Source organism: Microbacterium sp. NPDC055683 (genome assembly GCF_053617895.1).
The window spans coordinates 63594-82851 of record NZ_JBSHGQ010000007.1 but is presented as its reverse complement, the minus strand read 5'-3'; the positions used below and the strand labels follow the sequence as shown (position 1 = coordinate 82851).

At 71.8% G+C, this 19258-nt stretch carries 17 protein-coding genes and 1 tRNA gene; 14 read left to right on the top strand and 4 right to left on the bottom strand.

The window, feature by feature from the left end; genetic code table 11:
* Positions 1-10: 10 nt before the first annotated feature.
* Genes ACWGPF_RS04915 through ACWGPF_RS04905 form a run of 3 tightly spaced genes read right to left on the bottom strand, consistent with a single transcriptional unit; the run spans position 11 to position 4085 of the window.
* The gene (locus ACWGPF_RS04915) at positions 11-676 is read right to left on the bottom strand and encodes a Pr6Pr family membrane protein (protein WP_452331761.1); all 666 of its coding nucleotides are present in this window, start codon (positions 674-676) and stop codon (positions 11-13) included.
* Positions 628-1548 (bottom strand): metallophosphoesterase, encoded by a 921-nt coding sequence (locus ACWGPF_RS04910; RefSeq protein ID WP_452331760.1) that lies wholly within the window; start codon positions 1546-1548, stop codon positions 628-630. Before ACWGPF_RS04910 ends, ACWGPF_RS04915 begins: the two co-directional genes overlap by 49 nt.
* Positions 1548-4085 carry a transglycosylase domain-containing protein gene (locus ACWGPF_RS04905; RefSeq protein ID WP_452331759.1) on the bottom strand — a complete coding sequence of 846 codons (2538 nt, stop codon included), beginning with the start codon at positions 4083-4085 and terminating at the stop codon, positions 1548-1550. Before ACWGPF_RS04905 ends, ACWGPF_RS04910 begins: the two co-directional genes overlap by 1 nt.
* 181 nt (positions 4086-4266) lie before the next feature.
* On the opposite strand from ACWGPF_RS04905, the gene ACWGPF_RS04900 reads away from it, so the two are divergent.
* Both ACWGPF_RS04900 and ACWGPF_RS04895 read left to right on the top strand, forming a co-directional pair.
* Positions 4267-4491 carry a hypothetical protein gene (locus ACWGPF_RS04900; protein ID WP_452331758.1) on the top strand — a complete coding sequence of 75 codons (225 nt, stop codon included), beginning with the start codon at positions 4267-4269 and terminating at the stop codon, positions 4489-4491.
* A complete protein-coding gene (locus ACWGPF_RS04895; protein WP_452331757.1) occupies positions 4488-4955 on the top strand; it encodes a RidA family protein in 468 nt (155 codons plus the stop codon). The genes ACWGPF_RS04900 and ACWGPF_RS04895 overlap by 4 nt, the downstream gene beginning before the upstream one ends.
* A gap of 61 nt (positions 4956-5016) precedes the next feature.
* Here the strand turns inward: ACWGPF_RS04895 and acs are convergent, their stop codons facing one another.
* On the bottom strand, positions 5017-6984 hold the full coding sequence (gene acs / locus ACWGPF_RS04890) for an acetate--CoA ligase (protein WP_452331756.1): 1968 nt from the start codon (positions 6982-6984) through the stop codon (positions 5017-5019).
* A 190-nt stretch (positions 6985-7174) separates the two neighbouring features.
* Between acs and ACWGPF_RS04885 the strand changes: the two genes are divergently transcribed.
* The 12 genes from ACWGPF_RS04885 (at position 7175) to ACWGPF_RS04830 (ending at position 19257) form a co-directional block, all read left to right on the top strand.
* Positions 7175-8197 carry a TadA family conjugal transfer-associated ATPase gene (locus tag ACWGPF_RS04885; protein WP_452331755.1) on the top strand — a complete coding sequence of 341 codons (1023 nt, stop codon included), beginning with the start codon at positions 7175-7177 and terminating at the stop codon, positions 8195-8197.
* Positions 8194-9129, top strand: coding sequence for a type II secretion system F family protein (locus ACWGPF_RS04880; protein ID WP_452331754.1), 936 nt, complete (start codon positions 8194-8196; stop codon positions 9127-9129). Before ACWGPF_RS04885 ends, ACWGPF_RS04880 begins: the two co-directional genes overlap by 4 nt.
* A 41-nt stretch (positions 9130-9170) precedes the next feature.
* Positions 9171-9365: a DUF4244 domain-containing protein gene (locus ACWGPF_RS04875; RefSeq protein ID WP_345441955.1), complete on the top strand. Its 195-nt coding sequence runs from the start codon at positions 9171-9173 to the stop codon at positions 9363-9365.
* Positions 9365-9718, top strand: a complete 354-nt coding sequence (locus ACWGPF_RS04870; protein ID WP_452331753.1) for a TadE family type IV pilus minor pilin — start codon at positions 9365-9367, stop codon at positions 9716-9718. Before ACWGPF_RS04875 ends, ACWGPF_RS04870 begins: the two co-directional genes overlap by 1 nt.
* Complete coding sequence (locus ACWGPF_RS04865) at positions 9718-10047, top strand: helicase (protein ID WP_452331752.1); 330 nt, start codon at positions 9718-9720, stop codon at positions 10045-10047. The genes ACWGPF_RS04870 and ACWGPF_RS04865 overlap by 1 nt, the downstream gene beginning before the upstream one ends.
* A 297-nt stretch (positions 10048-10344) precedes the next feature.
* The gene (gene topA / locus ACWGPF_RS04860) at positions 10345-13176 is read left to right on the top strand and encodes a type I DNA topoisomerase (RefSeq protein WP_452331789.1); all 2832 of its coding nucleotides are present in this window, start codon (positions 10345-10347) and stop codon (positions 13174-13176) included.
* A complete protein-coding gene (gene tmk, locus ACWGPF_RS04855) occupies positions 13173-13862 on the top strand; it encodes a dTMP kinase (protein ID WP_452331751.1) in 690 nt (229 codons plus the stop codon). The genes topA and tmk overlap by 4 nt, the downstream gene beginning before the upstream one ends.
* 9 nt (positions 13863-13871) lie before the next feature.
* On the top strand, positions 13872-15026 hold the full coding sequence (locus ACWGPF_RS04850; RefSeq protein ID WP_452331750.1) for a DNA polymerase III subunit delta': 1155 nt from the start codon (positions 13872-13874) through the stop codon (positions 15024-15026).
* Entirely contained in the window at positions 15023-16573 is a 1551-nt protein-coding gene (locus ACWGPF_RS04845; RefSeq protein ID WP_452331749.1) for an alpha/beta hydrolase, read from the top strand. Before ACWGPF_RS04850 ends, ACWGPF_RS04845 begins: the two co-directional genes overlap by 4 nt.
* A 101-nt stretch (positions 16574-16674) precedes the next feature.
* A tRNA-Thr gene (locus ACWGPF_RS04840) sits at positions 16675-16750 on the top strand.
* A 178-nt stretch (positions 16751-16928) separates the two neighbouring features.
* Complete coding sequence (locus ACWGPF_RS04835) at positions 16929-17750, top strand: GntR family transcriptional regulator (protein WP_452331748.1); 822 nt, start codon at positions 16929-16931, stop codon at positions 17748-17750.
* Between the two features lie 271 nt (positions 17751-18021).
* Positions 18022-19257, top strand: a complete 1236-nt coding sequence (locus tag ACWGPF_RS04830; RefSeq protein ID WP_452331747.1) for an NtaA/DmoA family FMN-dependent monooxygenase — start codon at positions 18022-18024, stop codon at positions 19255-19257.
* Position 19258 lies beyond the last annotated feature (1 nt).

Genomic DNA, 19258 nt, shown 5'->3' with positions numbered 1-19258 from the left:
GCGCCGTGGGTCACGCGCTGCGGCGCAGCACGACCCCGGGTCCGCGGCTGAGCGCCCAGACGAGTGCACCCGCGGCCAGGAGCGCGGCGAGCAGGCCTGTCACATGCAGGGCGAGCGACGCTGTGCCGCGAGAGGGGAACAGGAAGCCGTACGGCACCCAGCCATCCGTCACTCCGCGCGCCAACACGATGGCGAGCCATATGACGGGGTAGGGGAGCACCGCCCACAGCATGCGCCACGGCAGCGCCGGACGGTCGCCCACGCACACCCAGTCGGCCAGCACGAGCAGCGGAACCACGACGTGCAGCGCGGCGCTCACCCACGGCGGCGCCGAGCCGGTGCCGGGCACGAGCACGTTGTAGACGACGCCGACGACCATGAGGCACGTGACGCCGACCGCGCGGGCCGTGACGAGCGCGCGCGGAGACGTGAAGCCGCCGAGCGACAGCGCTCCCGTCGCGATGAGCACCGCCCCGGTGAGCAGAGTCGTGAGGTTCGTGAAGTAGCCGAAGAAGTCGATCGGGCTCGCGTCGCCGGCGGCGATGCGGAGGCCGTAGGCCCATCCGAGCACACCGAGAGCCCCGCCGCCGACAGCGAGCCGGAACCAGGCGGCGGGTGCCGCGGCCGTCAGCCGAGCCGCGGCGCCAGCGTCAGGAGCGAGACCTCGGGCGGGCATGCGAAGCGCACGGGGGAGTAGATCGAGTGGCCGAGGCCCGCGCTGACGTTGAGCGGCACGGCGCGGCCGTCGTGCGTCCAGGTCGAGAGCCCGCGCGCCTGCTTCGGCGGGAGGTCGCAGTTCGACACGAGGGCGCCGTAGAACGGCACGCGTACCTGACCGCCGTGCGTGTGGCCGGCGATGAGCACGTCGGCGCCGAGGTCGCTGAACGCGTCGAGCACCCTCACGTACGGAGCGTGCGTGACGCCCAGCGTGACGGATGCCGGGGGGAGCGCCTCGACGAGCGGGGGGAGCGCCTCGAGGTCGTCGAGCCCGTGATGCGCATCGTTGACTCCGACGAGGTTGACGGATGTCCCGCGCACGTCGAGCGTCGCCGCGACGTTGTCGAGTCCCGTCCATCCGAGCTCGTCGACGAAGAACCGGTCGAGGGCGTCGGTGTCGAGCCGCGGCGCGGACTGCGCGCGCTTCGACGGGCCGAGGATGTACCGGAGCGGATTGCGGGGCGACGGCTCGTAGAGGTCGTTCGAGCCGTGCACGAAGACGCCGGGGACGCCCGCGAAGGGCTCGAACGCGCGCTTGACGCCGTCCAGCCCGTCGCGGTGACCGAGGTTGTCGCCCGTGTTGACGACGAGGTCGGGGCGGAGCGACGCGAGCCGCGCCATCCACTCCTGCTTTCGGTGCTGCCACGGCGCCATGTGCGCGTCGGAGACGTGCAGCACGCGCAGGGGAGCGGCCCCCGGCTCGAGCACGCGCACCGTGTGGTGGCGCACCGTGAACAGGTACCGCTCGATGCCGATGCCCCACACAGCGGCCGCGGCCCCGGCGCCCGCGACGGCGCCGAGGGCCGCGAGGCCCGGGCGAGACGACGCCACTAGTCGTCGTCCCCCTCGCTGCGCTGGCTGTTGCAGTTCTTCGCCTCGTAGTCGACCGTCACGGTGGTGTTCGGGTCGGTCACGGTGCCCGCAGCGGGGTCAGTGGCCGTCGCCTTGCCGCTGCCCGCGCTGTCCTTCTGCGTGCAGCTGCCGCGTTCGACGTTGTCGAATCCGGCCCCTGTGATCGCGGCGAAGGCCGCCTGCACCGACAGGCCGGACACATCGGGGACCGCCGCGCCCTTGCCGTCGCTCGGGTGGATCGTGATGACCGATCCGACGGCGGCCTGCCCGCCCGGCTCGTACGACTGGATGAGGCCCTCGGCCTGGTCTCCTGTCACGGAGTCGCCGACGCTCACCTGGAAGCCGGCGCCGGTCAGGGTGCTCGTGGCCTCATCGATCGACATGCCCGTGACGTCGGGGACGTCCTTCTTGATCTGGCGGATGAGGTTCGGGTCGGGGTCGGGGAAGGCCCCACCCGGGTAGTGGGCGTTCGCCGCCGCCTGGATGTCGCGTGCGAGGGAGTACCGGACGTTGTTGCCGAGAACGCCGTTGCTGTAGATGGTGCGGAGGTCGACGGATCCGGACGACTGGCCGACCCAGACGGCCGTCGTCGCCGCGGTCGACGACTCGATCATCATCGTCGAGATGTTCTCGTGCGTGCCGGTCTTGCCGATCAGCTCGGTCCCATCGAACGGGTTCGCCCCCGAGCCGGTTCCGCCGCTGTTCATGACGGACTTGAGCGCCTCCGCGGCAGTGGCGGCGATGTTCGAGTCGATGACGCGCTCGCATCCGGTCTCGGGAACCGGGATCTCCGACCCCTCCGCGTCGACGATGCGGTCGATCGCGTGGGGCTCGCAGCGCACGCCATCGTTCGCGATGGTCGCGTACGCGGATGCCATGTCGACCGGAGCGATGTTCTTGGAGCCGAGGATGTCGTAGAGCACCTGAGCGTGCTGCGGGAGCTCCTGCGGGTCCGTGATCGAATCGCCGTCGCCCCACGTGAGCCCGAAGCGCTCCGCGACGGCGTTGATCTCACACACATCGAGCTGCTCGGCCATCGCGAGGAATCCTGAGTTCAGAGAGTCCCGCGTGAAGCTCGTGACGGTGCCGGTGTATCCGTTGCCGTTCGCGAAGTTGCCGATCTTCGTGGAGTTGTACTGCTGTACGCCGTTGCACGTCCAGTTGAAGACGCGGTTGTTGCCGTTCAGCACCTCGTTGATCGATCGGCCGTTCTCGAGCCAGTCGATGAGCGTGAACAGCTTGTATGTCGACCCCACGTTGAAGCCGATCGACGAGCCGTGCGCGTAGTCGCCCGCGTAGACGAGCGATGAGTAACCCGGCGTGTTCGCCATCGCCTCGTCCTCGGAGAACGTCGTGTTCTGGGCCATCGCGAGGATGCGTCCCGTGCTCGCCTCGACCGTGACGGCCGTCGAGCCGAACGCGATGCCCTCGATCGTCGACGCGGCATACGTCTTCATGGCCGTCTCTGCGGGCATCTGCACGTTGAAGTCGAGCGTCGTGTAGATGCTGAGGCCACCGCGGCGCAGGAGCTCCCACCGCTCGTCCCACGTGTCGCCGAACGTTCCGGTGGTGTCGTTGAGGATGGTCTGCTGGACGTACTTGCAGAAGTACGCCGAGCCGCCTGCAGCGCCGCATCCGGTTTCGCGCGGGTTGATGCTCGGTTCGATCGCCTCGGCGAGTGCAGCGTCGTACTGCTCCTGGGTGATCTTGCCGTCGTCAAGCATCCGTCCGAGCACGTAGTCGCGACGGTCCTTCGTCGCCGCATAGCCGTCGTCGGCGCTGTTGCGCGGAGTACCCTCGCTGTCGGTGTACGAGCCCTCCGGAAGATCGATGCGGTACCGGTTCGGGTTCTGCACCATTCCGGCGAGCGTCGCGGCCTGGCTGAGCGTCAGATCCGACGCGCGTGTGTTGAAGTAGTACTCGGCCGCGGCCTCGATGCCGTAGGTCTGACCGCCGAAGTTGGCGATGTTGAGGTACCCGATGAGGATCTCGTCCTTCGAGTACTCCTGCTCGATCGAGATCGCGTAGCGCATCTCCTGCAGCTTGCGCTCGTATCCCTCTGCGCCCTCGGCCTCGATGGCCTCGTAGTAGCAGGCCTGCTGCTCTTCCGAACCCGACTCGGCCTGCTGCTCGCAGCGCTGGATGAGCACGTTCTTGACGTACTGCTGGCTGATGGATGACCCGCCCTGAGTATCGCCGCCCTGGAAGTTGTTCAGCAGGGCTCGGGTCGTGCCGATGAGGTCGATGCCGCCGTGCTCGTAGTAGCGCGGGTCCTCGCTGGAGAGGAGGGCGTCGTACATGGTCTGCGAGACCTCGTCGTACGTGACCGGGATGCGGTTCTGGTCGTAGAACGAGGTGAGGACGAAGTCGCTGCCGTCGTAGTCGGTCGCGTAGATCGTCGTCGGCTGCATGGGGGTGTCGACCTCGAGGTACGACGGCAGGCTGTCGAACAGCTCGATCGCGGTCGACGCCGAGTTCCCCGCGATGGCGATAGCGGGGGTCACGGTGGCGGTCACCAGCACACCGGCGACGGCGCTCAGTCCGACGAGTCCCAAGACCCCACCGACGACACCGCTCGCAGTCCTTTTTCCTCCGGGCATAGGCTTGATCGTAAGGGAGTTCCCTGAACGTCCCGGCGATCGCGGCGCGCTCTCGCCGCATTCCCAGTGCCGTCCCGGCCACGACGACAGGAGTTCCATGAACACGTGGGAGTACCTCACCACGCCGCTGCTCATCCACAACACCGCGGCCATCCTCAACAACTGGGGCAAGCAGGGGTGGGAGCTCGTGCAGGTCGTGCAGGGGCCGGAGGGCGGCCTCGTCGCCTACCTCAAGCGGCCCGTGAGCGACGGGGCCGCGGCGAACGCGGGCCTCGGCGCCGCCGCCGAGGCGGCGAAGCAGTTCGAGGGAGGCGCGCAGTGACCGTCTCCGCCCGTCTCGCCGAGCTCGGCATCGAGCTGCCCGCCGTCGTGCCGCCCGTCGCGGCGTACATCCCCGCCAAGGTGCATGGCGACGTCGTGCAGACGTCGGGGCAGCTGCCCATGATCGCGGGCGCGCTGCCCCGCACGGGCAAGGTCGGCGATGGCGACGCGTTCGTGCCCGCCGACGTCGCAAAGGACCTCGCACGCACGTCGGCCCTGAACGCGCTCGCGGCGGCGGCGGATGCCGTCGGCGGCGTCGACCGCATCACGGGCGTCCTGAAGCTCACCGGCTTCGTCGCGTCCGACCCGGCCTTCACGGGTCAGCCCGGCGTCATCAACGGCGCGAGCGAGGTGCTCGGCGAGATCTTCGGCGAGGCCGGCCGCCACTCGCGGTCGGCCGTGGGCGTGCCCGTGCTGCCGCTCGACTCGCCCGTCGAGGTCGAGGTCGCCTTCCTCTTCGCCTGACGCGGTCGGCTGACTGCCGAGCGGCACCGGGCGCGACGCCCGGTGCCGCCGGCGCGCCCGGCTACCGCACCTGCGCCGAGATGACGCTCATCACGGCGGTGTCGGCGAGGGTCGTCGTGTCGCCGACCTCGCGGCCCTCGGCCACGTCGCGCAGCAGGCGCCGCATGATCTTCCCGGAGCGGGTCTTCGGCAGCTCGCCGACGATGTAGACGTCGCGGGGCCGGGCGATCGGCCCGATCTGCTCGCCGACCCATCCGCGCAGCTGCTGGGCGAGGCCATCCGGGCCGTGCTGCTTCAGGTAGCTCTCCTTGAGGATGACGAACGCGACGACCGCCTGCCCCGTCGTCTCGTCCGACGCCCCCACGACCGCGGCCTCGGCCGTCGCCTCGTGCGCGACGAGCGACGACTCGATCTCGGCCGTCGACAGGCGGTGGCCCGACACGTTCATGACGTCGTCGACGCGGCCGAGCAGCCAGATGTCGCCGTCCTCGTCGAGGCGCGCGCCATCCCCCGCGAAGTACCAGCCCTGCGCGCCGAACTTGTCCCAGTAGGTCTCCTTGTAGCGCTCCGGGTCGCCCCAGATGCCGCGGAGCATGCTCGGCCACGGCTCCGTGATGACGAGCAGCCCGCCGCCGCCCGCCCCGACGTGCGAGCCCTGCTCGTCGACGACGTCGATGGAGATCCCCGGGAGCGCCACCTGCGCCGACCCGGGCTTCGTCTCCGTCACGCCCGGGAGCGCCGAGATCATGATGGCGCCCGTCTCGGTCTGCCACCACGTGTCGACGATGGGCGTCGTGCCCGCGCCGATGACGTCGCGGTACCAGACCCACGCCTCGGGATTGATCGGCTCGCCGACCGACCCGAGCACGCGCAGGCTCGACAGGTCGCGCGCCTGCGGGATGACCCGCCCCTGCTTCATGAACCCGCGGATGGCCGTGGGCGCCGTGTAGAAGATCGTCACGCCGTACTTCTCGATGATGTCCCACCAGCGGCCCGGCTCGGGGTGCTCCGGCGTCCCCTCGTAGAGCACCTGCGTCGCGCCGTTGGCGAGCGGGCCGTAGGCGACGTACGAGTGCCCCGTGATCCATCCGATGTCGGCCGTGCACCAGTAGACGTCGGTCTCGGGCTTGAGGTCGAAGACGTTGCGATGCGTGTACGCCGCCTGCGTGAGGTATCCGCCGGAGGTGTGGAGGATGCCCTTCGGCTTCCCCGTCGTCCCCGACGTGTAGAGGATGAACAGCGGGTTCTCGGCGGGGAAGGCGCGCGCCTCGTGCTCGGGCGACGCGGCAGGGACGACGTCGTGCCACCACAGGTCGCGGCCCTCCGTCCACGCGACGTCGTTCTCGCCGCGGCGCACGACGAGCACGTGCTCGACGGTCGCCTGCACGCCGTCGCCCCGGTCGGAGAGCGCCTGGTCGACCGCGGGCTTGAGGGGCGAGACCTTGCCCTTGCGCCATCCGCCGTCGGCCGTGATGACGAGCTTGGCGCCCGCGTCGTCGATGCGGGAGCGCAGGCTGTCGGCGCTGAACCCGCCGAACACGACCGAGTGGATGGCCCCGATGCGCGCGACCGCGAGCATCGACGCGATCGCCTCCGGGATCATCGGCAGGTACAGCGCGACGCGGTCGCCCTCGCCGATGCCGAGCTCCGTGAGCACGTTCGCGAGGCGCTTCACCTCCTCGGTCAGCTCGGCGTACGTGACGCGCCGCTCGTCGCCGGGCTCGCCCTCCCACAGCAGGGCGACGCGGTCGCCGTTGCCGGCCTCGACGTGCCGGTCGAGGCAGTTGTAGGCGACGTTGAGCTCGCCGTCGGCGAACCACTTCGCGAACGGCGGCGTCGACCAGTCGAGCACCTGCGTGAAGGGCTTCTGCCAGCGCAGCAGCTCCCGCGACTGCGCGGCCCAGAAGCCCTCGCGATCCTCCTCGGCGCGCTCGTACAGGTCGGGGCCGGCGACGGCAGCGGCCGCGAAGTCGGCCGACGGCGCGAACCGCCGGTTCTCGGTGAGCAGGTTGTCGATCTGGCTGGACATTCGGGGCGCTCCTTCGCGTGCGGTCCTGCGGCGGCATCGCCGTCACGACGACGCTACGCCCGCCGTCGCGGGGGCGGCTACCTCCGAAAGGAGGGGGTCGCCCCGTCCACAGGCCCGTCCGTCCCGCGCGTCTCTCCACGGATGGCCGCCGGCCCCTCGCGGGGACGGCGCGCGTCCGTAGCGTCGGAGCATGGCCGCTCCCTTCATCGTCCAGCCGCGCGGAATCCCCCGCCGTGCGGCCGGGGATGAGGCGCGGGCCCCGCGCGAGGGCGACCAGGCGGCGCGGGCGGACCTGGGGCCGCTCGCGCCGTACCTCGCCGACGCCGCCGTCACCGACCTCTTCGTCAACGGCACCGCGGGGCTCTTCGTCGACCGGGGAGACGGCCCGCGGCACGACGCCACCTGGCGCGCCTCCGAACGCGAGGTGCGCGATCTCGCCACGGCGCTCATCGCCCGCGGCGGCCGGCACATCGACGATGCGACGCCGTGCGTCGACGTGCGGCTCTCCGGCGGCGTGCGCATCCACGCCGTGCTGCCGCCGGTCAGCTCGACGGGCACGGCGCTGTCGGTCCGGGTCCCGCGCCTCGCGCGGGCGGGCCTCGACGATCTCCACCGCGGCGGCGCGTTCGCCGCTCCCGTCCGCGGATGGCTCGAGCGCATCGTGCGCGACCGCGAGAACGTGCTCGTCACGGGCGCCGCCGGAACGGGCAAGACGACGCTGCTGGCCGCCCTCCTCGCGCACACGCCGCCGAACGAGCGCATCGTCACGATCGAAGACGTCGCCGAGCTGCGCATCGCCCATCCCCATCACGTCGCGCTGGAGGCGCGCCAGCCGAACCTCGAGGGCGCCGGCGCGATCGGCCTCGCGCGCCTCGTGCGCGAGTCGCTGCGGATGCGCCCCGACCGCATCGTCGTGGGGGAGTGCCGCGGCGAGGAGGTGCGCGAGCTGCTGACGGCGCTCAACACGGGCCACGACGGCGGGGCCGGAACGCTGCACGCGTCCGGGCTCGACGACGTGCCGGCCCGGCTCGAAGCGCTCGGCGCGCTCGCGGGGATGGACGACCACGCCGTCGCGCGCCAGGTGACGAGCGCGATCGGCTTCGTGCTGCACGTCGAGCGCGACTCGGCGGGGCGGCGCACGCTCGCGCGCGTGGGGCGGTTCGCGGATGGCGGCGGCCGCCTCGCGATCGAGGAGGTGCGCCCGTGGGAATGAGGCGCCGCCGGACGGACGGCGGCCCCGCTGCCGTCGCGGAGACGGTCCTCCGGCTGGCCGTGCTGCTGCAGGCGGGCGCCGCGCCGGCGGCTGCCTGGCGGCATCTCGCCGAAGCGGGCGACGCGGCGGCGGGCACGATCGTCGAGCGCGTCGCCGGCGGGATGCCGCTCGTCGAGGCGATCGAGGCGCAGTCCGCCGCATCGGCGGCCTGCACTCCCGCGTCGGCACGCCTCTCCGCGGCATGGCTCGACGTCGCCGCGGCCTGGGAGGTGTCGATCGCGGTGGGCGCTCCGCTCGCCGACAGCCTGCGGGGCATGGCGTCTGCCCTGCGCGACGCGCAGGAGAGCGCCGACGACGTGCAGGTCGCGCTCGCGGAGCCCGCGGGCACGGCGCGGCTGATGGGGTGGCTGCCGCTCTTCGGCCTCGTCATCGGCGGGGCGCTCGGCTTCGACACCCTCGTGATCCTCTTCACCCACCCCGCCGGCATCGGGTGCCTCGTCGCGGGGCTCGTCCTCCTCGCCGGCGCGCGGCTGTGGACGGGCCGGCTCGTGCGCTCCGCGCAGCCCCCGCCCGGCACACCGGGCATGGCGGCCGAGCTGCTCGCCATCGCCCTCGCGGGCGGCGTGTCGATCGAACGCGCCCACGACCTCGTCGACACCGCCCCGGGCGGTCCGCGCGGTGCCGACGAGGTCGACGGAGTGCTCGCGCTGTCGCGGGCGGCAGGCGTGCCCGCCGTCGAGCTGCTGCGTGCGTCGGCGGCGCACGACCGCCACGACGCGCGCACCTCGGGGCGCACACGGGCGGCCCGGCTCGCGTCCCGCCTCCTGCTGCCGCTCGGCGTCTGCACCCTGCCGGCGTTCCTCTGCCTCGGCGTCGCACCCATGATGCTCGGCGTCCTCGTCGCGACGCCCCTGCCCGCCCTCGGCGGGTGATCACGACCCCAGGACGACACCACACAGAGAGAAGGAGTGCCATGTCCCCATCCATCCCCGTCCCTCCGCCGCTCGACGAGCTGCTGCACGACGAGTCCGGAGCGTCGACCGCCGAGTATGCGATCGTCACGATGGCGGCCGTCGCGTTCGCGGGCCTGCTCGTCGCGATCATGCGGTCGGGCGAGGTGCAGCAGATCCTCACCGACCTCGTCCGCAAGGCCCTGACGGTTCCGTGATGAGGGTGCGACGGCGGGCGGGCGGCCGCGCCGCCGACGAACGCGGGTCGGTGACCGCCGAGCTCGCCGTCGCGCTCCCGGCAGTCGTGCTCGTCACGGCCCTCGGCATCGCCGGACTCGGTGCTGCGTCGCTGCAGGTGCGCCTGCAGGATGCCGCAGCCGACGCCGCGCGCCTCATCGCGCGCGGCGAGGACGAGGGGCGCGCGGCTGGCGTGGTGGCGACGGCGGGCGGAGCGCTCTCCATCGCGCACCAGGGCGACCTCGTGTGCGCGACCGCCCGCGCCGACGCGCGCATCGGATCGCTGGCGGTGCCCCTCGCCGCCACCAGCTGCGCCCTCGCGGGCGGCCTCTGATGGCGGGGACCGCGCTCGCCGCGGGCGTCGTCGCGGCGGCCGGAGCGCTCGTCGCCGGCCTCGTGCTCGCCGGTGGAGCGGCCGCGGAGAGCCAGCGGGTCGCGAGCATCGCGGATGCCGCGGCGCTCGCCGCGGCGGACGGCGTGAGCGGCGCCGTGACGGGAGATCCGTGCGCCCTCGCCGCCGACGTCGCGGCGGCCGGAGGCGCGTCGGTGTCGTCATGCGCCCTCGACGGCCTCGTCGCGACGGTGTCGGTCTCGGCCGCCTTCGGTGCCCTCCCCGTCTCGGCGACGGCGCGCGCGGGGCCGCCTCCGGCGGACGCAGGATGACGCGGGGTGGACGACGGCGCAGACGCGGATGTGCGACGGCGGCCGGCCGGCTCCCGCGGTGGCCGTCGTGCTCCGGCCGTCGGGTACCGTGGAGGGGCGCACCGCGCCGCCGCACCCGAAGCGGCCGCGCTCCGGACGCCGCAGGGCGGCCGATCCGGCATGCGCGCGGATGATCCGGGCTCCGAGCCGACGGACGGTGCGCCCTGTGTATGGTGTGCTTCGAGGAAAGGACGCCCCTTGGCAAGAGGCAAGACGGCAGCAGGCAAGACGCTCGTCATCGTCGAGTCGCCGACGAAGATGCGCTCGATCCAGGGGTATCTCGGCGACGGCTACGAGGTGCTGAGCTCGGTCGGGCACATCCGCGATCTCGCCGACAAGCGCGACATCCCCGAGAAGGACCGCGCCGCGTACGGCAAGTACTCCATCGACATCGAGCACGGCTTCGAGCCGTACTACGTCGTGAGCGACCGGAAGACGAAGACCGTCACGGAGCTGAAGCGGGCGCTCAAGGATGCCGACCAGCTCCTGCTCGCCACCGATGAGGACCGCGAGGGCGAGGCCATCGCGTGGCACCTCCTCGAGACGCTGAAGCCGAAGGTCCCCGTCAAGCGCATGGTCTTCCACGAGATCACGCCCGACGCCATCCGCGCCGCCGTCGACAAGACCCGCGAGCTCGACCTCGCCCTCGTCGACGCGCAGGAGACCCGCCGCATCCTCGACCGCCTCTACGGCTGGGACGTCTCCCCGGTGCTGTGGCGCAAGATCGGCTCCGGCTCGTCGGGCAGCGCGCTGAGCGCGGGCCGCGTGCAGTCGGCTGCGACGCGCATGGTCGTCGAGCGCGAGCGCGAGCGGATGGCGTTCGTCTCGGCCGCGTACTGGGGCATCGAGGCGACCGCCGCGCGCGGCACGGAGGGCTTCTCCGTGCGTCTCGTCCGCGTCGACGGCGCGCCGCTCGCCGTCGGGCGCGACTTCGACGACAAGGGAGCGCTCAAGCGCGCCGTCGTCGTCCTCGACGAGGCGGCCGCCCGCGAGCTCTCCGCCGCCATCGAGCGGGCGGGCGCGGGGCGCGTCGCCAAGGTCGAGGCGAAGCCCGGCACGCGCCGGCCCTACGCGCCGTTCACGACGTCGACGCTGCAGCAGGAGGCGGGCCGCAAGCTCGGCATGTCGGCCAAGGTGACGATGTCGGTCGCGCAGAGCCTCTACGAGCGCGGATACATCACCTATATGCGCACCGACTCGACGAACCTGTCGTCGCAGGCCATCAGCGCCGCGCGCGAGCAGGCGGTCTCGCTCTACGGTCCCGACGCCGTGCCCCTCAAGCCCCGCTCCTACGCGTCCAAGAGCAAGAACGCGCAGGAGGCCCACGAGGCCATCCGCCCCTCCGGCGACCGCTTCCGCACGCCGAAGGAGGTCGCCGGCCAGCTCGGCCGCGACGAGCAGCGGATGTACGACCTCATCTGGAAGCGCACGGTCGCGAGCCAGATGGCCGACGCCAAGTTCGAGACGACCACCGTCACGATCGAGGCCGACGCCGAGGGGCGTGCGGTCGAGTTCACCGCCTCGGGCACCGTGTACACCTTCAAGGGCTTCCTCGAGGCCTACGAGGAGGGCCGCGACGAGAAGCGCGGCGACGCCGACGCCGCGAAGGACCAGTCGCTCCCGCAGGTGGCCGAGGGCGACCAGCTCTCGCTTGCCGACGCGATCGCCAAGGGCCACGAGACGTCGCCGCCGCCCCGGTACACGGAGGCGAGCCTCGTGAAGGCCCTCGAAGAGCGCGGCATCGGCCGCCCCTCGACGTTCGCGAGCATCATCGGCGTCATCCTCGACCGCGGCTACGTCGTGAAGCGCGGTCAGGCGCTCGTGCCGACCTGGATCGCGTTCAGCGTCATCCGCCTGCTCGAGGACCACTTCACCGAGCTCGTCGACTACGACTTCACCGCCGAGCTCGAGGACGACCTCGATGCCATCGCCCGCGGCGAGCAGAAGCGCGTCGACTGGTTGAAGTCGTTCTACTTCGGCGGCGAGGGGCATCCCGGGCTCCGCAACATCGTCGACAACCTCGGCGAGATCGACGCGCGCGCGATCAACTCGATCCCGATCACCGACACCGCGACCCTCCGCGTGGGCAAGTACGGCCCCTACCTCGAGGTCGCCGATCCCGAGAACCCCGACGCCAAACCGCGCATCGTCAACGTCCCGGAGGAGCTCGCGCCCGACGAGCTGACGGCCGAGAAGGCCGTCGAGCTCATCGAGGCGCCCGTCGCGGGCGACCGCGTGCTCGGCGAGAACCCCGAGAACGGCAAGGTCATCGTCGTCAAGGACGGCCGGTTCGGCCCCTACGTGCAGGAGCAGGACCCGCCATCCGCGGACGCCGCCGACGCCGCCGACGCCGCGACGGGCGAGGTCGTCGAGGCGCCGAAGAAGCGCGGCGCGAAGAAGGACGCCGCCCCGAAGCCGCGCACCGCCTCGCTGTTCAAGAGCATGTCGCCCGAGACGGTCGACCTCGCCACGGCGCTGCAGCTGCTGTCGCTGCCGCGCGTCGTCGGCGTCGACCCCGAGTCGGGCGACGAGATCACCGCGCAGAACGGCCGGTTCGGGCCGTACCTCAAGAAGGGCGCCGACTCACGGTCGCTCGAGACCGAGAGCCAGATCTTCGACGTCACGCTCGAGAAGGCGCTCGAGCTGTACGCGCAGCCGAAGTACGGCGCGCGCCGCGCATCGAGCGCCCTCAAGGAGTTCGACGCCGACCCCGTCAGCGGCAAGCCCATCCGCGTGCGCGACGGCCGGTTCGGGCCGTACGTGACCGACGGTGAGACGAACGCGACCATCCCGCGCGGCGAGTCGGTCGACGACGTCGACTTCGAGCGGGCGAAGCAGCTGCTCGCCGACAAGCGCGCCAAGGGCCCCGCCCCGAAGCGCGGCCGTGCCACCGCATCGAAGAGCGCGGCGTCGAAGAGCTCGGCGTCGAAGAGCTCGGCATCGAAGAGCGCGTCGACGAAGTCCGCGTCCGCGAAGACCTCCGCGGCGACGGCGGCGAAGACCGTGTCGTCGTCTCGCTCGGAGGCGGCCAAGAAGGCCGCGGCGACGCGCGCGGCGAACCGGGCGAAGAAGGCCGCGGAAGGCCAGTGAGCGCCGCCCGCGGCCTCTGGGTCACGTTCGAGGGCGGAGACGGCGTCGGCAAGACGACGCAGGCGCGCCTCCTCCAAGAGGCGCTCGAGGCCGAGGGGCGGACGGTCGTGCGCACGCGCGAGCCCGGGGGCAGCGACGTCGGGCGGCTCGTCCGCGACATCGTCCTCCACCACCGGGGCGACATCGCGCCCCGAGCGGAGGCGCTGCTCTACGCGGCCGACCGCGCGCATCACGTCGCGACCGTCGTGCGCCCCGCGATCGGGCGCGGCGAGGTCGTGATCCAGGACCGTTACCTCGACTCGTCCGTCGCGTACCAGGGCGCGGGGCGCGTCCTCGACGCGGGCGAGGTGCGCGCGCTGTCGCTGTGGGCGGCGGAGGGCGCCCTTCCCGACGTGACGGTGCTGCTCGACCTCGACCCCGCCGCCGCACGACGGCGCCTCGACGCCGACGACAAGCCCTTCGACCGCCTCGAGGCGGAGAAGGAGGAGTTCCACACTCGCGTGCGCGACGCCTTCCTCGCGCTCGCCGCGGACGAGCCCGCCCGCTTCCTCGTGCTCGACGCCTCGCGACCCGTGGCCGAGCTGGCGGGCGCCGTCCGCGCGCGCGTCGCCGCCGCTCTCCACGCCACCGCTCTCGACGCCCCCGCTCTCGACGCGCCGGGCGGAGACGTCGGCGGCGGTCGTTAGGCTGGCAGTATGACCTCCGTCGCCGCACCCGCGCTCCCGTGGGGCGACGTCTGGGGGCAGGACGAGGCGGTGTCGATCCTCCGGCAGGCGGCCGACGGCGGCAGCCTCGCGCATGCATGGCTCGTCACGGGTCCCCCCGGCTCCGGCCGGTCGACGCTCGCCTACGCGTTCGCCGCGGCCCTCATCGCGCAGGGCCCGGACGACGTCCACACCATGCGCCAGGTGCTCGCGGGCTCCCATCCCGACCTCACCGCGCTGCGCACGGAGGGCGTCATCATCACGATCGCGCAGGCGCGGGCGCTCGTCGAGCGGTCGTACTTCTCGCCGTCTACGGGGCGCTATCGCGTCATCGTCGTGGAGGACGCCGACCGGATGACCGAGCGCACGTCGAACGTGCTGCTGAAGGCGCTCGAGGAGCCGCCTCCCGAGACGATCTGGGTGCTGTGCGCGCCGAGCGACGCCGATCTCCTCCCGACCATCCGCTCGCGCGTGCGGCTGCTGCGCCTGCGCGAACCCGAGGTCGACGACGTCGCACGGCTCATCCAGGCCCGCACGGGCGTCTCGGCCGACGTCGCGGAGCAGTCGGCGCGCCATGCGCAGCGCCACATCGGGATGGCCCAGCGGCTCGCGACCGACGAGGCCGCTCGCCGCCGCCGAGACGAGACGCTGCGCGCCGTCCTGCGGGTGCGCGGCATCGGCGACGTCGTCGAGGTCGCGGGCGAGATCGTGCAGGCCGCGACCGACGACGCGAAGGCGCTGACGGCCGAACGCGACGAGGCGGAGCGCAGCGCCCTCCTGCGCACGATCGGCTTCGCCGACGGCGCGAAGATCCCGCCGGCCGTGCGGTCGCAGCTCTCGGCGCTCGAGGACGAGCAGCGCAAGCGCGCGACGCGCAGCCTCCGCGACGGCATCGACCGCGTGCTCACCGACCTGCAGTCGCTGTACCGCGACCTCGTCCTCCTCCAGCTCGGCCGTGACGGCGGGCTCATCAACGTCGAGCTGGTCGACGACCTCCGCGCGCTGGCCGCGGCCTGGAGACCGCAGCGCACGCTGCGTGTCCTCGACCACATCGCCGAGACCCGCGACGCCCTCGAGCAGAACGTCCAGCCCACGCTCGCGCTCGAGAGCCTGCTCGTCACCATCGTCAGCGGAAGGAAGCCATGATCGCCCGCACATCCCTCGTCCGACGTCTCGCCGTGGCGGTCGCCGGCGTCGCCGTCGCGGCGACCGCGCTGTCCGGCTGCGTGAGCGCGCTCATCCCCGACGGCACGACGACGACGGGCACCGAGCCCGTCCTCGACGGCGTTCCCGACGAGCTGCTGCCGATCTACGACCAGCGGCTGGAGTGGGAGGCGTGCGGAAGCGGGTTCGAGTGCTCCACCGTCACGGCGCCCCTCGACTGGGACGACCCCGACGCGGGGGAGATCGACCTCGCGATCATCCGCCAGCCCGCGCTCTCGGGGACGTCGCAGGGGTCGATCGTGACGAACCCCGGCGGGCCGGGGGCGAGCGGGATCGACCCCGTGCTGCAGGGGTACGCGGCCGGCACCCCGCTGCAGGAGGACTTCGACATCGTCGGATGGGACCCGCGCGGCGTGGGCGACTCGACGGCCGTGCGCTGCTTCGACGCCGACGAGATGGACGCCTATCTCTACGACGTGCCGGCGGGCGCGCGCGGCTCCGACGAGTGGCAGGCCGACCTCGAGGCGCGCGCGGAGGGCTTCGCGAACGCGTGCGACGCGAACAGCGACGGCATCCTCGAGTTCGTCACCACGGAGCAGTCCTCGCGCGACCTCGACCTCATCCGCGCGGTGCTCGGCGAGACCGAGCTCGACTACATCGGCTACTCCTACGGCACCTTCCTCGGCGCCACGTACGCGAAGAACTTCCCCGAGCGCACGGGCCGCCTCGTGCTCGACGGCGCCATCGACCCGTCGGCGTCGGGGGAGGACGTCGGCCTCACGCAGGCGATCGGCTTCGAAACGGCCCTGCGCACCTATATGCAGGCGTGCGTCGACGGCACGACGGGCGCCGACTGCCCCTTCACGGGCACGGTCGACGACGCCATGGGCGACCTCTCCGCGCTCCTCGCCGCGGTCGACGCCAACCCGCTCGCGGCGGCGGACGGCCGGGTCGTCGGCGCCGACACGGTCATGACGGGCATCATCGCGGCGCTCTACAACGAGGCCAACTGGATGTACCTCACTCAGGCGCTCGCCGAGGCCCTCGAGGGCGATCCGGCGACGGCGCTCTTCCTCGCCGACTTCTACAACGGCCGCGACGCGGGCGGCGGCTACGCCGACAACTCGACCGAGGCCTTCAACGCCTACAACTGCATGGACTACCCCGCCGAGTCGGAGGAGGCGTCGGCCGCGGTCGAGCAGCGCATCGCCGAGGAGGCGCCGACCATCGCGCCGTACTGGTCGGGAGCGTCGGTCTGCGCGTACTGGCCGTTCGAACCCACGGGCACGCGCGGGGAGATCGCGGCGGACGGTGCAGCGCCCATCCTCGTCATCGGCACGACGGGCGACCCCGCCACGCCCTACGAGTGGGCCGTCTCGCTCGCCGACCAGCTGACGTCGGGCGTGCTGCTCACCTACGAGGGCGAGGGGCACACGGCCTACAACGGCGTGAGCGACTGCATCAACGAGACCGTCGAGGCGTTCTTCCTGGATGGCACGGTGCCGGAGGACGACCGCGTCTGCTCCTGATGCGGGGGCCCGGGCGAAACGCCCGGCCGTCTCCGCCGGTTCGCCGCACGCGTCGCGAACGGCTATGCTTGTCTCTTGTGCCGCTCCGGCGGCACGGGAACGCCACCTTAGCTCAGTCGGCAGAGCGATTCACTCGTAATGAATAGGTCGTCGGTTCGATTCCGACAGGTGGCTCCAGATGAGGCCCGGATTTCCCCAGGAGATCCGGGCCTCTGTCGTCTCCCCGGTGGCCGTTTGCGCGACATGCGTCGAAATCAACGCACCGTCCGGGTGAAATCCGGGCGAAACACCCGCGCGTGATGCTGGACGAGAGCGACAGCACATCACACGGATGCCACGCGCGAGCGGAGACAGCATGCCCGAACCCCGGAGTCTCACCACGACCACTGCCGCACGCCGCGCCGTCGACGGCCAGAACCGGCGGGCGTACGAGCTGATCCGCTCCCAGATCCGCTCCGGCTGGGTCGAGAGCGACGGCTCGCTCATCGAGGGCGATCTCGTCACCCTCACCGGGCTGCCGCGCGCGAGCATCCGCGACGCCCTCGCGCGGTTGGCCGACGAGGGACTCGTGGCCCGCCAGCGTCACATCGGCACGCACGTCGTCGGGCACCAGTACCGCATCCCCGTCGACGACATCCTCCCGAATCACACGCCGCCCGGCTTCATGTACCGCAAGCTCGTCGACCGCCGCGTGCCGATGGTCGCCTTTGTCCGCACAGCCATGGGCACCGACGACGACGAGATCGGCATGTGCGAGCAGATCTTCGAGCACGTCACCGCCGACGGCGCCGAGCCGGTCGGCCTGCGGACCGCGTACTACCGCACGTCCGTCCGGCAGCCCGCCTCCTGGCCGACCTGCCCGAGCCTCCAGTTCGCCTTCGAGTTCGTCTTCGGAGTGCCGCTCGGCGAGGTCGAGACCGTCATCGACGCGGCCGCAGCCGACGAGCACACGGCCCGCATCCTCCACATCGCGCCGGGCGCGCCCGTGCTCATGCGCGAGCAGCGCCTCCGCGACGTGCACGGCGTCGTCCACGAGTACAGCTTCGCCCACTACCGGGCGGATCGCGTGTCGTTCCCGCTCCGCGATCGCGACGGGCGGCTGTCGTCCCTCCTCGCCGACCGCGCGGACACGCCCGATCTCTCCTCGCACCGCACGCACGACCGCGCCGCCTCCTGACACGCGCGCAGGCCGACTGTCCGCGCGCTCGCCCGCGGTCTCCGCTCGACCGCATCCGCCGCGTTATGGCCGCCGCCGCCGCGGAAATCCGGGGGGCGTCACCGCGTAAACGACGCGTAAATCCACGGAAAACCGACCGTGCCCTCTGCCGTCGACACTGGATGCCACACCCTCCCGCACCGCAGAAAGAGTCACGATGTTCCACCTCGGTTGGTTTCTCGGAAACGGCTTCGGCATTCAGCCCTGGCATGGCCCCTTCACGGGCCGGGGCATGACCGAGTGGATGAAGCCCGACATGTACCGGGACATGACGAGCGCCCTCGAACGCGGCGGGTTCGACTTCGTCTTCATCGAGGACACCTCGATGATCGAGGACACCTACGGCGGATCGGCGGATCTCACCCTCGCCCGCGGCTTCATGGCGCCCAAGAACGATCCGATGCCCCTCGTCCCGCTCATGACGCAGCACTCGAAGCACATCGGCGTGATCGCCACCGCATCGACGACGCAGTACCCGCCGTATCTCGCCGCCCGGCAGGCCGTCACGCTGGACCACCTCACCGAGGGCCGCTACGGGATGAACGTCGTCACGAGCGTCACGCACCGGGTCGGGCAGAACTTCGGCTACGGTAAGCTCCCTCCCCACGACGAGCGATATGCCCGCGCCGCCGAGTGGCTCGACGTCGTCGGCAAGCTCTGGAACTCCTGGGACGACGACGCCCTCGTCCTCGACCAGGCGACGCCGCGCTACGCCGATGCGTCCAAGGTGCACACGATCGACCACCGCGGCGAGCACTTCTCCGTGCGCGGGCCGCTCAACACGATCCCGGGTCCGCAGCGTCGCCCTGTCGTCGCGCAGGCCGGCAACTCCATCCCCGGTCGAGAGCTCGCCGCACAGCACGCCGACACAATGCTCGCGATGGGGAAGAGCGTCGAGCAGATGAAGGCGTTCCGCGACGACATGCGCGCCCGTGCTGCGGCGCACGGCCGCAACCCCGACGACCTCAAGGTCATGTTCCTCGTGACGCCCATGCTCGGCGAGACCGATGCGCATGCACGGGAGCGCGAGGCGCAGCGTCTCGCCTACGCGGCGTCCGACGCCTCCATCGAGCACATCCTCTGGCAGATGTCGTACATCAGCGGGGGAGAGGTCGACTTCAGTTCCTTCGACCTCGACGCGAAGATGCCCGACATCGTCGGCAACGGCGAGCAGAGCTCGATGCGGCAGTACGTCGTCGGGAACGAGGACAAGACGCTGCGCGAAGTGGTCACCACCATCCGCCAGATCGACGATCTCGGCCTGATCGGCTCGCCCGACACGGTCGCGGTCAAGATGGGCGAGCTCATGGACGCCGTCGGCGGCGACGGCTTCCTGCTCTACCCCGAGGTGACCCGGCGCTCGATCGCCGAGTACGCCGACGGCCTGAGCCCCGCGCTGCGCCGCCGCGGGCTCATCCGCGACGGATACGACCACACGACCCTCCGCGACAACCTGAGGTCCTTCTGAT

Bases quoted from the DNA above. Each gene is read 5' to 3' on its own strand.
- ACWGPF_RS04915 (WP_452331761.1), bottom strand. From the start codon at position 676: ATGCCCGCCCGAGGTCTCGCTCCTGACGCTGGCGCCGCGGCTCGGCTG.
- ACWGPF_RS04835 (WP_452331748.1), top strand. From the start codon at position 16,929: ATGCCCGAACCCCGGAGTCTCACCACGACCACTGCCGCACGCCGCGCC.
- acs (WP_452331756.1), bottom strand. From the start codon at position 6,984: ATGTCCAGCCAGATCGACAACCTGCTCACCGAGAACCGGCGGTTCGCG.
- ACWGPF_RS04875 (WP_345441955.1), top strand. From the start codon at position 9,171: ATGTCCCCATCCATCCCCGTCCCTCCGCCGCTCGACGAGCTGCTGCAC.
- ACWGPF_RS04830 (WP_452331747.1), top strand. From the start codon at position 18,022: ATGACCGAGTGGATGAAGCCCGACATGTACCGGGACATGACGAGCGCC.
- ACWGPF_RS04850 (WP_452331750.1), top strand. From the start codon at position 13,872: ATGACCTCCGTCGCCGCACCCGCGCTCCCGTGGGGCGACGTCTGGGGG.
- topA (WP_452331789.1), top strand. From the start codon at position 10,345: ATGCGCTCGATCCAGGGGTATCTCGGCGACGGCTACGAGGTGCTGAGC.
- ACWGPF_RS04900 (WP_452331758.1), top strand. From the start codon at position 4,267: ATGAACACGTGGGAGTACCTCACCACGCCGCTGCTCATCCACAACACC.
- ACWGPF_RS04865 (WP_452331752.1), top strand. From the start codon at position 9,718: ATGGCGGGGACCGCGCTCGCCGCGGGCGTCGTCGCGGCGGCCGGAGCG.
- ACWGPF_RS04880 (WP_452331754.1), top strand. From the start codon at position 8,194: ATGAGGCGCCGCCGGACGGACGGCGGCCCCGCTGCCGTCGCGGAGACG.
- ACWGPF_RS04845 (WP_452331749.1), top strand. From the start codon at position 15,023: ATGATCGCCCGCACATCCCTCGTCCGACGTCTCGCCGTGGCGGTCGCC.
- ACWGPF_RS04885 (WP_452331755.1), top strand. From the start codon at position 7,175: ATGGCCGCTCCCTTCATCGTCCAGCCGCGCGGAATCCCCCGCCGTGCG.
- ACWGPF_RS04870 (WP_452331753.1), top strand. From the start codon at position 9,365: ATGAGGGTGCGACGGCGGGCGGGCGGCCGCGCCGCCGACGAACGCGGG.